Here is a 15,143-nt window from a genome sequence, read left to right as displayed (position 1 = left end):
TCTGGCTTCCGGTCCGACGAGCCCTTGTTTCTGGTGAGAGTTTTCGACGGGCGATGACCCCTATTCCTGCAGAACGCCTCGACGCGATCCTGACGCGCCACGACATCGTGACGGCCACGCTGAGCGCCGGCTCGGCGGATTCCGACACCTTCGTGCAATTGTCACGCGAGTTGTCCGAACTGGAGGGCGTCGTCGCGGCGATCCACGCCTATCGCGCCGCCGCGCAGAATCTGGCCGACATCCAGGCGCTGATCGACGAGCCCGGCGGCGATTCCGAGATGCGGGCGCTCGCCGCCGACGAGAAGCCGGAGGCCGAGGCCGGGTTGGAATCCGCCTACCGGGCATTGCAGCTGATCCTGCTGCCGAAGGATTCCGCCGACGAGAAGAGCGCCATCCTGGAAATCCGGGCCGGCACCGGCGGGGACGAGGCGGCCCTGTTCGCCGGTGACCTGTTCCGGATGTACGGCAAGTATGCCGACGCCAAGGGCTGGAAGGTCGAGATCATCTCGGAGAGCGAGGGCACCGTCGGCGGCTATCGCGAGGTCATCGCCGAGGTGAAGGGCAAGGGCGTGTTCGCCCGCCTGAAGTTCGAAAGCGGCGCCCACCGGGTCCAGCGGGTGCCGGACACCGAAGCGCAGGGTCGCATCCACACCTCCGCCGCGACCGTGGCCGTTCTGCCCGAGGCGGAGGAGGTCGACATCGTCGTCAACGATGCGGATCTGAAGATCGATACGATGCGGTCGCAGGGTGCCGGCGGCCAGCACGTCAACAAAACGGAATCGGCCATCCGCATCACGCATCTTCCGAGCGGGATCGTGATTTTCGTCCAGGAGGAGCGCTCCCAGCACAAGAACCGGGCCCGCGCGATGTCGCTGCTACGCGCGAAGCTCTACGACGCCGAGCGGACCGCCAAGGACAGCGCTCGCGCCGCCGACCGCAAGTCGCAGGTCGGCTCGGGCGACCGCTCGGAGCGCATCCGCACCTACAATTTCCCCCAGGCCCGGGTCACCGACCACCGCATCAACCTGACCCTCTACAAGCTGGAGGAAGTTCTGGCCGGCGAGGCCCTGGATGAACTGGTGGACGCCCTCGTCACCGAGCATCAGGCCGAGTTGCTGGCGGCCGAGGGTATGGCCTGATGATCGTTGCTTCGGACCGATGACGGACGGGGCCGCGCCGGAACGGGTCGGCGACGCCGAGGCGCCTCCGTTCGATCCGGCCATGAGCCGGACCGAGGCCCTGCGGGTGATGACCGACCGGCTCGCCGCTCAACGCATCGCGGCGAGCGACGCCCGATTTCTCCTGCTCGACGTGCTGCGCCTGACCTCGACCGATCTCGTCCTCAGGGGCCGGACTCCCCTGGGAACGGACGATGCGGCCAAACTCTCGGCTGCTCTGGATCGCCGGCTCGGGGGCGAGCCGGTGGCCCGGATCGTCGGCGCCTGGGAGTTCTGGGGCCTGTCCTTCGGGCTCGCCCCCGAGACACTGGTTCCCCGCGCCGACACCGAGACCCTGGTGGAAACGGCCCTGGTGCTGCATCCCGACCGCCGCACGCCGTTGCGTCTCCTCGATCTCGGCACCGGCTCCGGCTGCATTCTCGTGGCGTTGCTCAACGAGCTTCCCAACAGCACCGCCATCGGCGTCGATCGTTCGAAGGCGACTCTGCTTCAGGCCCGCGCGAATGCGCAGGCGCACGGCGTCGGTGCCCGCGCCGCCTTCGTGGTGGCGGATTGGACAGCAGCCCTCGCGGGCTCCTTCGACCTCGTCGTCTCCAACCCGCCCTACATCCCGAGCGCGACGATCCCGGACCTCGACGTCGAGGTGCGTGAGCATGATCCGGCTGTGGCGCTTGACGGGGGGGCGGACGGGCTCGATGCCTACCGGTCGATCATCGCGGCGCTCACGGACGGCCCGGCCGGGCTCGCTGCCGGCGGCGCACTTGTTTTCGAGGTCGGCTACGACCAGGCGGACGCGGTGGCCACTCTCGGTCGCGAGGCCGGGCTCGGGATTGGGCGGATCACTCACGACCTCGCTGGACATGCCCGGGTGGTGACCTTCACCCCTGACGAGACGGTCAGAACCGGCCGGGAGGGTGTGAAAATCGGAAAAACTGAGGTCTCACCCGGCGAGAGGACAAAAAACGCTTGTTGACCTCTCGGCGAACGGCTATTCTCGCCGGCAGATCGCGAACGGTCCATCAAGATGGACTGAGGTAAGGCGGGTTGTGGCTTCGGTCTGCGACACCCTTAGAAGATCTCCCCACGATCAGGCTGGCGTGCGCGGGACGACGCGCTGGAGCTTGGTCAACTTCGTGCCTGAAAACCGAAGGACGCCTGGACGCTCAGAGCGGGCCTTGGTCAACGGACAGAGACGGCAAAGCACGGCGAAAGCGATCACGGACACATCGGACCCGGATCACGCGGCGCCAGCGACGAGCCTGCCTCAGGCGGTGTCGTGACCGCCCAGAACCCGCCGCATCATCAGACGCTCCGAGACGAACGAGGGTCAATCGAGACCGATGAGACCAAACCAGAATAGACGGATGCGCGGTCGCAACCGCCCCAAAGGTCCCAATCCGCTTACGCGTTCCTACGAATCGAACGGCCCCGACGTCAAGATTCGCGGTACTGCCCAGCATATCGCAGACAAGTACGCCCAGTTGGCCCGCGACGCGCAGGCCAGTGGCGACCCGGTGGCGGCAGAGAACTACTTCCAGCACGGCGAACACTATTTCCGGATCATCTCGGGAGCTCAGGAACAGACCCGTCAACAGGTGGGCGGTTACGCTCGCGGCTTCGACGACGACGGCGACGAGGGAGACGACGAAGGTCAGGCCGCCCCGCAGGGCTACGCTGCCTCCAGCTACGGTGCCAATTCCTACAACGAGGAATACGGCGATCCGGGTCAGCAGCCTCAGCCGCAGGCCTACGAGGGCCGGCCGGAGGCGCGACAGGAGACGCGGGCTGAGAATTACCGCCAGGATTACAATCGACAGGATTCCAACCGGCAAGACGCGAACCGCCAGGACTCGAATCGACAGGATTCCAACCGGCCGGATTCCGGCTCGGACAACAACCGGCAGAACCGACGCGACCGCTTCAGCAATCGAGGCGACCGCCCCCAGCGCTTCGACAACCCGCGCGACGGCAACCGGCCGGACTACAACAACCGGCAGGACTCCAACCGGCAGGACAACCGACGTGACGATTTCGGTCGTCAGGACGGCAACCGACAGGATTCCAACCGACAGGATTTCCGGCCGGATCAGAACCGCCAGGACGGTGCGCGCCAAGACAATCCGCGTCAGGATTACGGGCGCCAGGATGCGGGCCGGCAGGATCAGCCGCGCCAGGATTTCAACCGCCCTGCCCCGGTCCGGTCCGAAACGCCTCGCTACGAAAACGGGCGAACCGATCAGCCGGTGAACGAGGCCCCGCGTCAGGACGCCAACCGATCGGAGTTCGGTGGCCAGGACGCGGCTCGGCCGAGTTCGAGCCGCGAGGAGACGCCTCGGGCGAGCCGGACGAACGATGCCGCGCCGCGTCGCAGCCGGCGTCGCGAGGAGCGTGAACCGGTCGGTAATCCCGAGGACGTCGCCGCCCTGCCGGCCTTCCTGATGACGCCGCCGCGTCCCGTTCCGGCCGTCGAGCGGACAGCCGAACCGGCAGCCTCGGCAGAATCCCAGAACACTGGTACCGGCCCCGGCGGTTCCGACGAGGGGACGCCCGCGACCCCGAAGCCGCGCCGGCGCCGCCGCGCCCGCTTCGAGGGCTCTGAAGCCCCCGAGGGCGGCGTCGGCGGTGACGATCCGTCGTCCGTCACCGAATAAACCCGCGCATTCGCGCGACCTTCGACAAACTTCACAGGAAGCCGCCCCGATCGGGCGGCTTCTTGCGTTTGGGCTGGCACGCCGTGTCAGGCGGTGCGCCAATTCAGGAAGGCCTGAACCCGATGGCGCAGGCGGTGATGGCGCGCGGCCTCGCCAAAGGGCGCGATCTCCCAGATCCAGTCCCGGTCGGGAGGATCGAGGCGCACCCCGTGCAGAAGATCGATCCGGTCGGTAATCCGTCCGGTCCGGTCCTCCTCGAACTGCTCGATGTCGGTGAGGAGGCAGACGCGTGCCCGCAACCGCCCGAGGCCTTCGAGATGCGCCCGGACGATGCGACCGCCGAAATCGGGCGGCAACAGGCCGGGCCGGTCGAGCGGCAGGATCGGCAGTTGCGACAGGAGGTTGGCGGACACCACGAAGTCGACCTCGGCGCCACCGCAGAGCGCCGGCAGCGGATCGACCCGGCCCGGCTCGGCGTTCAGGTCGGCAGTGATCAACCGGACGTTGGGATAAGGTCGGACCAAGCGGCGCGCCGGCCACAGATGCACCGCATCGACAAGGTGGACCTCACGAAAGCGGCGGGCCAGATCCGCGATCGGCACGTCCTGGAGCAGCCCCGACCCGAGAACGACAGCGATGCGGGTCTGATCTAGGCCCGCGCAGGCGTCCAGGATCGCGGCCCGGGACGCCGCAAGATGGGACGCCCAGGCAGCGTGGCAGCGCCGGCCGCGCGACAGCAGCAGCACGCTCTCCCGCAGGTATCCCAGCCGCCGAAGGCGCAGGGGAACGGGTGTCACGAGCAGATGAAACAGTTCGACCAGCACGGGGATCTCGAGCCAAGCGATCGGCACGCGGATCGCCCGCGTTTCCACACGGCATAGCGAAGAGCCGGCCGAACATCAGCAACGGAGATGATTCACCGCAGCAATCCGTATTCGGCGCGGCGGAAAACCAGCCCTTGTCCCAACGCAGCGGGAACCTGTCCGCCGCGATCGTGTTCCGGTTGGGCCGTCGCGGCCGCGATCCTGCGACCGCATTGTTCTCGGAGCGACCGTGTCGAACCTCGTCCGCATCATTCTCGCAATCTTCCTGCCGCCCATCGCGGTCCTCATGACCACCGGCATCGGCCTGCAGTTTCTGCTCAACATTCTGCTCACGCTGATGGGCGTCCTGCCCGGCACCATCCATGCCCTGTGGCTGGTGCTGCGTGATCGCTGAGCCGATGGTATCCGTCCGCCAGGGTTGAGCGCCGGGTTGGTACCCAAGCCGGCGGAACGATGGAGGCGAGGGCAGGATGAGCACACGCGGCTTCACCGGGCGAAAGCCCCCGGAGGCAACTCGGGAGCGCCTGCCCCCGGGGCAGTACCTCACGGAGGATTTTCCGGTCCTGCAGATCGGACCGAATCCCCGTCTCGATCTCGACACGTGGTCCTTCACCTTGCGCGAGGGTTCGCGCCCTCTGAAATCCTGGACCTGGGAGGCGTTCACCGCCCTTCCGCGCACACGCTGGAGCGGCGACATCCACTGCGTGACGAAGTGGTCGAAGTTCGACACGGCCTGGGAAGGCATCAGCTTCGACGACATTCTGGCCGATGCGGGCATCGCCGCGCCGACAGCCTTCCTGCTGGCCGAGGGCTACGACGACTACACCACCAACGTTCCGGTGGGGGACCTCGTCGGAGGCAAAGGTATGGTCGCGACCCATTACGACGGGGCGCCAATCCCAGCTGACCACGGCGGCCCGGCGCGTCTGCTGGTTCCGCACCTGAATTTCTGGAAGAGCGCCAAGTGGGTGAAGGGCCTGCGCTTCACCCAGCGCGACGAGGGCGGCGTCTGGGAGTTGCGCGGCTATCACATGTATGGCGATCCTTGGCGCGAGCAGCGCTTTACCGGTGATTGAGCCGACCGCGCGCCCCCTCCCCTGGCAGTCCGCGACCCTCACGGCCATCCGGCCCGTCACCGGGCGCGTGAAGAGCTATCGCTTCCAGGTCGCCTTTGATCGGCCGGTGCTGGCCGGGCAGCATGTGGACGTACGCCTGACCGCTCCGGATGGCTATCAAGCCCAGCGCAGCTACTCGATCGCCTCGGCGCCGAGCCAGGACGGCACCATCGAGTTGATGATCGAGGGGCTGCCCGAGGGCGAGGTCTCGGGTTTCTTCGAGACGGTGGCGGAGGTCGGCGACACGATTGAGCTGCGCGGGCCGATCGGCGGCGCCTTCGTCTGGCGGCCGGAGGATGGCGGACCGCTCCTTCTGGTCGGCGGCGGTTCCGGCGTGGTGCCGCTGCTGGCAATGCTGCGCCACCGTGCGGCGGCGGCTCCCGAGGTCCCGTCCCTTTTGCTTTACTCGGTGCGCGACGCGGGGGAGGCGATCGCCGCCGAGGAGTTGGCCGTACGCGCCCGGGACGAACCGCATTTCGCGCTGATGCTGACTCTGACTCGCGCCGGCGGCCGGCGCGTCGATGCTGACATGATCGGCGAAGCGCTCCATCGGCTGGGACAGCCCGGTCACATCTACATCTGCGGCGGCAATGCCTTCGTGGGGAGAACGGCGGACCTGCTCGTCGATGCGGGAGTGGACCCGCGCCTGATCCGGACCGAGCGCTTCGGTAGCTGAAGTCGTGCTGGTCTTGTCCGGCAGCCGAGACCGGTTGTAGATCGCGTCCGGCGGTCGAGGATCGAATCGACATGACGGATGGGTCGGATCGATTTTTCGGGCAATGTCATTGCGGAGGCGTTCGCTTCGCGGCGACGCTGAGCGACGGCTTTGGCACAATCCGGCGCTGCACCTGCTCGTATTGTCGGATGCGCGGGGCCGCGGTGGTCTCGGCTGAGGGCGGCGGCGTCGAGATCCTGCAAGGGGCGGACCTGCTGACGCGCTATCGGTTCGACACCGGCGCGGCGCAGCACTTCTTCTGCTCACGCTGCGGGATCTATACGCATCATCAACGCCGATCGAACCCGCACCAGTACGGCGTCAACGTGGCCTGCCTCGACGGAGTCAGCCCATTCGACTTTCCCGAAATGCCGGTCTTCGACGGCGTGAACCATCCGAGCGACACCGGCGGAACGACTCGCCGCGCCGGAACGCTCCGTTTCGTCCCGGAGGCTTAGCCACCAGTCCTCAGACGGGATCGCGGCTTTCGGCGCCGAGGAGACGGTCGGCCACGTCCTCCGCGAGGGAGAGGCTTGAGGTCAGGCCCGGACTCTCGATGCCGAAGAGATGGACCAAGCCGGAAAATCCGTGGTCGGCCGGGCCGTCGATACGGAAATCGGCGGCCGGCTCACCGGGTCCGGTCAGTTTGGGGCGGATGCCCGCGTAATCCGGCGTCAGCACCCCATCGGGAAGACCCGGCCAGTAGCGTCGGATCGCCTGCGCGAACGCCTCGGCGCGGGCGGGATCGACCCCATAATCGAGGCGGTCGACCCATTCCACGTCGGGGCCGAAGCGCATGCGCCCGGCCAGATCGAGCGTCAGGTGGATGCCGAGGCCGCCCTCGACGGGCGCCGGGTAGATCAGGCGCGAGAAGGCCGGTCGCCCGGTGCAGCCGAAATAGCTGCCCTTCGCCAGAACCTGACGGGGGATCTGCACCTTGGGATAGCCCTCGATCCGCTGGGCAAGTGCCTGGGCGCCAAGTCCGGCCGCGTTGATCACCGCGTCGAACACCAGATCCTCGCCGGCGACGGTCACACGCCAGCCTTCGGGAATCCGGAGAATTCGAGTCGCAGGGCTGTTGAAGGCGACGGCCCCGCCGGCATCCTCCAGGTCACCCTGCAGGGCCAGCATCAGGGCATGGCTGTCGACGATGCCGGTGCCCGGCGCGTGCAGGCCGGCGACGCAGGCGAGATTCGGTTCGAGGACGCGGGCTTCGGCGCCGTCGATCAGTGCCAGACCGGGAACGCCGTTGGCATCACCGCGGTCGCGGATCGTGGCGATGGCCGCTCGCTCCGACTCGTCGGTGGCGACGATGAGCTTGCCGCAACGCCGATAGGGCACGCCGTGACTATCGCAGAAGGCCATGAGCATCGCCGCCCCGGCCACGCAGTGGCGCGCCCGCAGCGAGCCGGGAGGATAGTACATCCCACCGTGGATCACCTCGGAATTCCGGGCCGAGATGCCAGTGCCGATCGACGCCTCGGACTCGGCCACGACCACGGCATGGCCGCGGATCGCCAGAGCCCGGGCCACGGCCAGTCCTACGATACCGGCACCGACGACAAGGATTTCCATCACGGCCAGCCGATGAAGCGAAGATCGACGGGGGAGACGTCCACCAGAACGATGTCGACGCCAGGGACAGGGCGCGGAACGCTGGCCCTCGACCCATCGTCCGTACCGGCTATCAGGTGCCCGATCGATCCGCTCCGCACAAGATACCCTCGGGCCATTTACCCTCGGGTCATCGCGATCGATGATCACCGGGCAACTGCCGAGCACGGAGGCGCGCGACTGCTCGGGCGCCGACGCGCGCGGAGCCGGCATCGGGCATGCACGCACGGTCATGGCGCTGCGACCCAGTTCCCGCTACAAGGCGAACCATCCGTAACCGTTCGAGGTCGGAATCCCGTCGGCTCGGAGACGATCGCGCCCTGTCGCGAGCCCTCCCCGGCGCGTGTTTCGCCTGCTTGCCCCCTAAGGCTTCCGTCACAGTGCCCTTTCCCACCCTGCCGGCCCCGCTCGCCCGAGCGCTGACCGCGCGCGACTACGAAGACCCGACGCCCGTGCAGAGCGCCGTCATCGAGGCGGCAGCCCAGGGACGAGACCTTCTCGTCTCGGCCCAGACCGGCTCCGGCAAGACCGTGGCATACGGCCTCGCTTTCGCCGAGACTCTGCTTGACGGGGCCGAGCGCTTCGGCCCGGCCGGTGCTCCCCTTGCCCTGGTCATCGCGCCGACCCGCGAGCTCGCCATTCAGGTCGAGCGCGAGCTCAGCTGGCTCTATGCCGAGACCGGCGCCCGCGTCATCTCCTGCGTCGGCGGCATGGACCCGCGTCGCGAGAGCCGCCAGCTCAACGACGGCGCCCACATCGTCGTCGGCACCCCGGGACGCCTGCGCGACCACCTGGAGCGGCGCAACCTCGCGACCCAGGATCTGCGCGCCGTCGTCCTCGACGAGGCCGACGAGATGCTCGACCTCGGCTTTCGCGACGACCTCGAATTTATCCTATCGGTGACCCCAAAGGAGCGGCGCACGCTGCTGTTCTCCGCGACCCTGCCGAAAGCCATCGCGACGCTCGCCGAGCGCTACCAGAACGACGCCCTGCGCATCGCCGTAAAGGGTCAGGAGCGCGGTCACTCGGATATCACTTACAAGGCCATCCGCGTCGTGCCGCGCGAGCTGGAGCATGTGGTGGTCAACACCCTGCGTTTCATGGATGCGCCGACCGCGATCATCTTCTGCAACACGCGCAACGCGGTGCGCCATCTCCAGGCGGTGCTCACCGAACGCGGCTTTTCAGCCGTGGCGCTTTCGGGCGAACTCGGCCAGGGCGAGCGCAACGCCGCTCTTCAGGCCCTGCGCGACGGCCGAGCCAAGGTGTGCGTGGCGACCGACGTCGCCGCGCGCGGCATCGATCTCCCCACCGTCAGCCTGGTGATCCATGCCGACCTGCCGCACGATGCGGAGGTGCTGCAGCACCGCTCGGGTCGCACCGGGCGTGCCGGCCGCAAGGGCACCAGCCTCCTGCTGATCCCGGCCTCGAAGCGGCGCCGGGCCGAGCAGATGCTGATGATCGCCAAGGTCTCGTTCGAGTGGGCCGGTCCGCCCACCGCCGACGAGATCCGCCGGCTCGACGGCGAACGCATGTGGCAGGATCCGATCTTTACCGAGGCTCCGGCCGAGGAAGATCTGGCGATGGCCGAGACCCTGATGGGCCAGCGTACGCCTCAGGAGCTCGCCGCCGCCCTGGCGCGGATCTATCGCTCGCGCCTGCCGGCCCCCGAGGATGTCACCGATCCGGGCGCCGGCCCCGAGCGCAAGACTCGGCCCGTCTACGATCCCGCCGATACGGCGCGAATCGATGCCGAGGGACCATCGGTCTGGTTCCGGCTCAATCTCGGCCGCCGCGACAATGCCGATCCGCGCCGGCTCCTGCCGATGCTGACCCGGCGCGGCAATATCGGCCGCCAGGAAATCGGAGCGATCCGGATTTTCGACCGTGAGACCAAGTTCGAGGTCCGGGGCGGTGCCGCCTCGCGCTTCGCACAGACCTTCGCCAAGAACGGTTCGCCCGAGATTCAGGTGGAGCCGCTGCTCGAAGGCGGCGAGCCCGATCGCGAGGAGAAGGCGACGAAGTCCTTCAAGAGCCCGCGCGGCGCCCGCCACGAGCGCGAGATCGCCAAGAAGCCGCGGACCAGCCGCGCGCCTCGCTGAACCGGCAGGAGGCGCCCATTGGGCGCCTCGTCCGGTGACGATCAGGCATGCCGGGCCGAGGGCTTCGTACGATACGAAATGGGCGCCCTGTGGGTGCTTGGCGGCTGACTCGATCGGGGTTCTCATCGGTCCTGACCGGGACCAGATCAGTCGCCCGGTGAGAGCAAGATCCGGGCGATCGCCCTTAGAAGTGATCGGGCAGGCTCTTCACGGCGTTCCCGAGCGCCTCGACGCCCTCGGCGATTTTTCGTCCGGCCGGGGCCAGGGACGGCACCTTCAGGCCGAAGAGTTCCGTCTGCACCGGCTCCTCGGCGGCCGCACTGGCAGGCATTGCCTCGGGCGCGGAGGCCGACGCCACCTTCGCGGCGGCGGGCTTGGCAGCGGCGGGCTTGGCAGCGGCGGGCTTGGCAGCGGCAGGCTTGGCATGGGGTGCGGCCGCGGTGGCGACGGGCTTGCGCCGGGTCGTCTCACGCTCGGGCGGAAGCGCGGTGAAGATGCCGTTCGTCGCCCGTGACCGGGTCGTCTCCGTGGAAAGCGGCGCGATGACCGCGGCCGTGCGCGTCGCTGGAATCAGCGAGGCCGGACGAGCCGGCGGCAGCACCGCAGCGTTCTCGATCGGCGGTAGACGGACCGGCTTCTGTGTGGCGGCGACTTCCAACCGCTTCTCGGGGATCTTGACCTCGACGGCCTGAACCACGGGCGCCGAGGCCGGCAAGGACGGCGGCTCCGGCGGCTTGACGGCGGCCTGAACCACGGGAGGCGTCGCTGCGGCCGGAAGACGCTCGACCTTCGCGGGCGCCGCGACGGCGAGGGTCGGGGCCGGTGCGGCGGCTTTTGGCTGGGACGGGGCCAGTGCCGGAACGCCGTCGCGCAGGTCCGGCCATTCGGAGGCGGAGTGCTTGGTCACCGGTGAAGCGGCGGAGATCTTCGCGAGCGATGGGCGGGTGAATTGGGGGCCGGCGAGATCGCCAAGGGTGGTGAAGGCCAGCACCCCGAAACCCGCCAGACCGAGGATGCCGAGGCTCGACAGAAGCACGATGCGGAGGTTCACGTGGGATGGGCGTGGCGCCGGACTCGCGGGGCGCCGGGTCTCGGAAGGGTCGATCGTCACGGACATCATGGTCTCAGACATCTCGCACGCTGGGGAACATAGGTGTTGACCGTGGCCGGTCGATCACGCGACGCGATCCGCGCGGCGACCGCAGACGAACGGCACCGGCGTGCAACGAAGAAGACCGCGCAATGGGGCATGAAGATGTCCTGAGCCTCCGCCTTGCAGAGGATAGGACGGGACACGTCGCGAATCTGAATAACCTGAAGAGGTTTAACGACGCGTATCGACCCAGAACTTCTCAGATCAGAATTTGGTCCCGTGCCGAATCGTCATCGCCTCGGCCTGGAGCCGTACCACCCGGGCGATGTTCCGGGTGATGCGATTGGTGGTGCCGGTCGCCGGAGCCTCGCCGGCGGCGAGCTGCGCCTTCAGGGCGACGAGATCGGGCGCGCCCCAGCGGGCCAGGATCGCCTGGAAAGCCGCGTGGCGAGCGGGATCGAAGGCCCGCTCCGGCGAGGCGCAGGGATGGGGCGGCACCAGGAGAGCGACCGGCAGCAGGCCGGCCGGGATCGTGGCCGTGGCGGGGTGCGTTCGCCCGAGGGCGAGCATCTTCGGCACGAGAAAGACGCGCGGTCCGTCGGACGCGCTGGCCGACCCGCCGAAGATTTCGATGCGGCCGAGGGGCGTAATCACCACGTGGTCGACCATCGGGATCGCGTCGAGGTCACGCCAGAATTCGGGATCGTCACGAAGGTTGCGGCCGACCGCGGCGCGGAGGGTTTTGAGCGCTTCCGGATCGGCCGAGCGCAGGCGGAGTCGCCCCTGGGGGAGGTCGAGGCCGAGGTCGAACCAGTTGTCCCCAAGATTTTCGGGCCGGAGTGCATCCGGATCGCGACCCGCCTCGGCGATCGGGCGGGACCCCGGCCAGGGATGGAGCGTCGCCGGCCGGCACAAGGCGACGGCATGGCTCCAGCCCCCGGCGAAGGCCGTCTCATAGGCGACCGGGATCGCTCCGGCCGGGTCGAGGGCGATACCGCCCCGCGGGGTGACGAGGCCGAGGCGTCCGGATGCGAGCGGGGTCGCGGCTTCGTCGCCGGTGCGGCTGAAGCGGGCCAGCGCCCCGAACCCGCCCAGGGTCCAGGTCGCCGTGGGATCGGCCAGCGCGCCCGTGACGAGTTCGGCGACCCCGTCAAGATCGGGCCGTTCAGACATCGGCATCGGCCCCATGCCATCGCGCTCCGGGTCGGCTACACAGGGCGGGGCGGCTCCGCGCCACCCGTCCGACGGTCGAACCCCGGTTTCCATGCCTCACGACGCCGCCTCCGCGCCCCGGTCCCGATGGGGCCTGACCCACCGCAACGCCGCATCGCCCGCAGCGTCGGCGGACGAGGGCCGCCGTCCGTTCTGGGCCTCCTGGCCGACACGGACCCGGATGATCGTGCTGGTGCTGGCGATCGATGTCCTGGCCGCCCTGGTGTCCTGCGCGGTGATCGTCGTCAACGCCCGCTCCGCCGTCGAGGTCGAGATGCAGGCCGCGATGACGAATGTCGAGCTTCTGGTGTCGGATACCATCGATCTCGCCCAGGCGGGGCCGCCGGCCGGCATCCTCCAGACCCTGAACCTGCGCATCCACGACCTGCGCCACGTCCGGGTCACGGTGCTCGACGCCGTCGGCAAGGTCGTCACCGGCGGCCTCGGCCGGGTCCGGCACGAACAGCACGCCGCGCCGGCCTGGTTCGCCGCCCTGATTGCCCCGCCGATTCGCGAGCACGACCTGCCGATCGTGGTCCAGGGCCAGCGCATCGGCACCGCGCGCATCACCACCCAGCCGCACGACGAGATCGACGAGGTCTGGGTCTATGCCCTGTCCCTCTCGCTCGCCAGCCTGTGCCTCAGCCTGGGGCTGCTCGCCGCCCTCACGGTCGCCTTCGGCCGCGTGCTGGCGCCGCTGACCGACCTCGCCGAGGGGCTGATCCAGCTCGAACAGCAGGATTACACCGTGCGGATGGAGCCGCCGGCCTCGCGCGAACTCGCCGCCATCGCCACCCGGTTCAACCGGGTGGCCCAGGCGCTGGCGGAGACGCGGGCCGCCAACGGGCGGCTCAACCGCCAGCTGCTGTCGGCGCAGGACGACGAGCGCCGCCGCACCGCGCTGGAACTGCATGACGAGTTCGGCCCCTGTCTCTTCGCCCTGGAGGCGACCGCCGCCTCCGTGGTCCGCATGGCCGAGGCCGAGGCCCCACCGGACCGGGGGCGGCTGAAGCAGCGCGCCCAGGACATCGCCAGCATCGTCGGTCAGGTCCAGACCCGGAACCGCGAACTCCTCAACCGGCTGCGGCCGCACGCCCTCGGGCAGGTGCCGCTGACCGAATGCCTCGACCTGCTGCTACGCGATTTCCGGCGCCGCCACACCGGGACCCGGTTTGCCGGGAGCTTCGAGGGCCTGGCGCGCGGCTACGGCGACGTGACCGACCTGACCGTATTCCGCTGCATGCAGGAGAGCATGACCAACGCCGTGCGGCACGGTGGGGCCCGGAACGTCACCGTGCAGGTTCGCGACGAGGCGGCGCCGGCCGGCCGGGTCCTGCGCCTGACGGTGCATGACGACGGCACCGGCATCCCGGCCGACCACAGCCTCGGCCTCGGTCTTTCGGGGATGCGAGAGCGGGTGGAAGCCCTCGGGGGCACGTTCAGGCTTGACAATGACCAGCCCGGCGCAGTTGTGCGGATCATGATTCCGCTCGATGATGAGCGGGACGTCGACCCGAGTCCGATTCCCAGCGCATGAACGCGATCGCCACCACCGCCGAGGCTCCGACCCTCGTCATCGACGATCACCCGATCGTGCTCCAGGGCTGCCGCCGGGTGCTCGAGGATGCGGGGATCGAACGGATCATCGAGGCCACCAGCGTGGTCGCGGCCTATCGCAGCTTCCTGCGCCTGCGTCCCACCACGGTGATCTGTGACCTGACGTTCCAGGGCAGCGGCCTTGCCGGGCTCGAACTAATCCGGCGGATGCGCAACGCCAACCGGGCGGTCCGCATCCTCGTTTTCAGCATGCACAACGATCCGGTGATCGTCTCGCGTGCGCTCGAAGCCGGCGCCCTCGGCTACGTGCTGAAGGACCACGCCTCGGGCGAGCTGTTCGAGGCGTTCCAGCGGGTCCGATCCGGACGGCCCTACCTCGACCCGCGCCTCGCCACCGAAGTGGCGATGCTGCGCACCGACCCGAAGCGCACGCCCGAGACCCAGCTGACGCCGCGCGAATTGCAGATCCTGCAACGCCTCGCCCAGGGCAAGTCGTATGGCGCCATCGCGAGCGACCTGTCGGTGAGCTACAAGACCATCACCAACGCCTGCTCGCTGATGCGCCAGAAGCTCGGTCTGCGCACGCTGGCGGAGCTGATCCACGTGGCGGTGACGCAGGCGCAGCGCCAGGGCTGAGGGCCGCGTCCCCCCGGACGCTCAGCCGAGGCCGCCCATCTCCCGCACGATCGCCCATTCCGCCTCGGTGACGGGCTGGACCGAGAGGCGCGAATTGTTGGCGAGCACCATGGCGGCGAGCCGCGGCTCGGCCTTGATCGCCTCCAGGGTCACGGCTCGTGGCAGGGCCTCGACGGCGCGCAGGTCGACCATGCCGAACCGGCCGGTCTCGTCAGAATCATCTGGGTAGTAGGGCCGGATCACCTCCACGATGCCGACCACCGCCTTGCCCTCGTTCGAGTGGTAGAAGAAGCCGCGCTCGCCGACCTCCATGGCCATCAGGTGTTTCTTGGCGACGTGGTTGCGCACGCCGTTCCAGTGGGTGCCGGTGGCCCCCGCCGCGACCTGCTGATCCCAGGACCAGGTCGAGGGCTCGGACTTGTAGAGCCAATAGGCCATGCGCTTCT

At 68.7% G+C, this 15,143-nt stretch carries 15 protein-coding genes; 10 read left to right on the top strand and 5 right to left on the bottom strand.

What is annotated here, in order from left to right:
* Positions 1-53 precede the first annotated feature (53 nt).
* From prfA to J7U37_RS13895, 3 genes are all read left to right on the top strand, one after another.
* Positions 54-1,139: a peptide chain release factor 1 gene (prfA, locus tag J7U37_RS13905; protein WP_247636090.1), complete on the top strand. Its 1,086-nt coding sequence runs from the start codon at positions 54-56 to the stop codon at positions 1,137-1,139.
* 82 nt (positions 1,140-1,221) lie between these two features.
* Positions 1,222-2,151, top strand: a complete 930-nt coding sequence (gene prmC, locus J7U37_RS13900; protein WP_282103845.1) for a peptide chain release factor N(5)-glutamine methyltransferase — start codon at positions 1,222-1,224, stop codon at positions 2,149-2,151.
* A gap of 391 nt (positions 2,152-2,542) precedes the next feature.
* Entirely contained in the window at positions 2,543-3,829 is a 1,287-nt protein-coding gene (locus J7U37_RS13895; protein WP_247636089.1) for a DUF4167 domain-containing protein, read from the top strand.
* An 86-nt stretch (positions 3,830-3,915) separates the two neighbouring features.
* Here J7U37_RS13895 and J7U37_RS13890 read toward each other — a convergent pair whose 3' ends face one another.
* Complete coding sequence (locus tag J7U37_RS13890; RefSeq protein WP_247636112.1) at positions 3,916-4,653, bottom strand: hypothetical protein; 738 nt, start codon at positions 4,651-4,653, stop codon at positions 3,916-3,918.
* A gap of 229 nt (positions 4,654-4,882) precedes the next feature.
* On the opposite strand from J7U37_RS13890, the gene J7U37_RS13885 reads away from it, so the two are divergent.
* From J7U37_RS13885 to J7U37_RS13870, 4 genes are all read left to right on the top strand, one after another.
* A complete protein-coding gene (locus J7U37_RS13885; RefSeq protein WP_082487210.1) occupies positions 4,883-5,047 on the top strand; it encodes a YqaE/Pmp3 family membrane protein in 165 nt (54 codons plus the stop codon).
* A gap of 76 nt (positions 5,048-5,123) precedes the next feature.
* Positions 5,124-5,729, top strand: coding sequence for a sulfite oxidase-like oxidoreductase (locus tag J7U37_RS13880; protein WP_247636088.1), 606 nt, complete (start codon positions 5,124-5,126; stop codon positions 5,727-5,729).
* A complete protein-coding gene (locus J7U37_RS13875) occupies positions 5,689-6,444 on the top strand; it encodes an FAD-binding oxidoreductase (RefSeq protein WP_056486522.1) in 756 nt (251 codons plus the stop codon). Before J7U37_RS13880 ends, J7U37_RS13875 begins: the two co-directional genes overlap by 41 nt.
* Before the next feature lie 71 nt (positions 6,445-6,515).
* A complete protein-coding gene (locus J7U37_RS13870) occupies positions 6,516-6,941 on the top strand; it encodes a GFA family protein (RefSeq protein ID WP_247636087.1) in 426 nt (141 codons plus the stop codon).
* Positions 6,942-6,951: 10 nt separating this feature from the next.
* Here J7U37_RS13870 and J7U37_RS13865 read toward each other — a convergent pair whose 3' ends face one another.
* The gene (locus tag J7U37_RS13865) at positions 6,952-8,058 is read right to left on the bottom strand and encodes an NAD(P)/FAD-dependent oxidoreductase (RefSeq protein ID WP_247636086.1); all 1,107 of its coding nucleotides are present in this window, start codon (positions 8,056-8,058) and stop codon (positions 6,952-6,954) included.
* A gap of 419 nt (positions 8,059-8,477) precedes the next feature.
* Between J7U37_RS13865 and J7U37_RS13860 the strand changes: the two genes are divergently transcribed.
* A complete protein-coding gene (locus J7U37_RS13860; RefSeq protein ID WP_247636085.1) occupies positions 8,478-10,199 on the top strand; it encodes a DEAD/DEAH box helicase in 1,722 nt (573 codons plus the stop codon).
* A 184-nt stretch (positions 10,200-10,383) separates the two neighbouring features.
* Here J7U37_RS13860 and J7U37_RS13855 read toward each other — a convergent pair whose 3' ends face one another.
* Both J7U37_RS13855 and J7U37_RS13850 read right to left on the bottom strand, forming a co-directional pair.
* Complete coding sequence (locus J7U37_RS13855) at positions 10,384-11,319, bottom strand: hypothetical protein (protein WP_247636084.1); 936 nt, start codon at positions 11,317-11,319, stop codon at positions 10,384-10,386.
* A gap of 237 nt (positions 11,320-11,556) precedes the next feature.
* Positions 11,557-12,471 (bottom strand): hypothetical protein, encoded by a 915-nt coding sequence (locus tag J7U37_RS13850; protein ID WP_247636083.1) that lies wholly within the window; start codon positions 12,469-12,471, stop codon positions 11,557-11,559.
* Between the two features lie 85 nt (positions 12,472-12,556).
* On the opposite strand from J7U37_RS13850, the gene J7U37_RS13845 reads away from it, so the two are divergent.
* Both J7U37_RS13845 and J7U37_RS13840 read left to right on the top strand, forming a co-directional pair.
* Positions 12,557-14,041, top strand: a complete 1,485-nt coding sequence (locus tag J7U37_RS13845) for an ATP-binding protein (protein WP_247636082.1) — start codon at positions 12,557-12,559, stop codon at positions 14,039-14,041.
* Entirely contained in the window at positions 14,038-14,697 is a 660-nt protein-coding gene (locus tag J7U37_RS13840; RefSeq protein ID WP_056486500.1) for a response regulator transcription factor, read from the top strand. The genes J7U37_RS13845 and J7U37_RS13840 overlap by 4 nt, the downstream gene beginning before the upstream one ends.
* Before the next feature lie 21 nt (positions 14,698-14,718).
* On the opposite strand, the gene J7U37_RS13835 is transcribed toward J7U37_RS13840, so the two are convergent.
* Positions 14,719-15,135: an EVE domain-containing protein gene (locus J7U37_RS13835; RefSeq protein WP_056188596.1), complete on the bottom strand. Its 417-nt coding sequence runs from the start codon at positions 15,133-15,135 to the stop codon at positions 14,719-14,721.
* Between the last annotated feature and the right edge of the window lie 8 nt (positions 15,136-15,143).

The organism is Methylobacterium sp. 37f, from assembly GCF_023093475.1.
GTDB lineage: Bacteria > Pseudomonadota > Alphaproteobacteria > Rhizobiales > Beijerinckiaceae > Methylobacterium.
The sequence above is the reverse complement of the archived record's forward strand: the minus strand, read 5'-3'. Positions and strand labels throughout refer to the sequence as shown.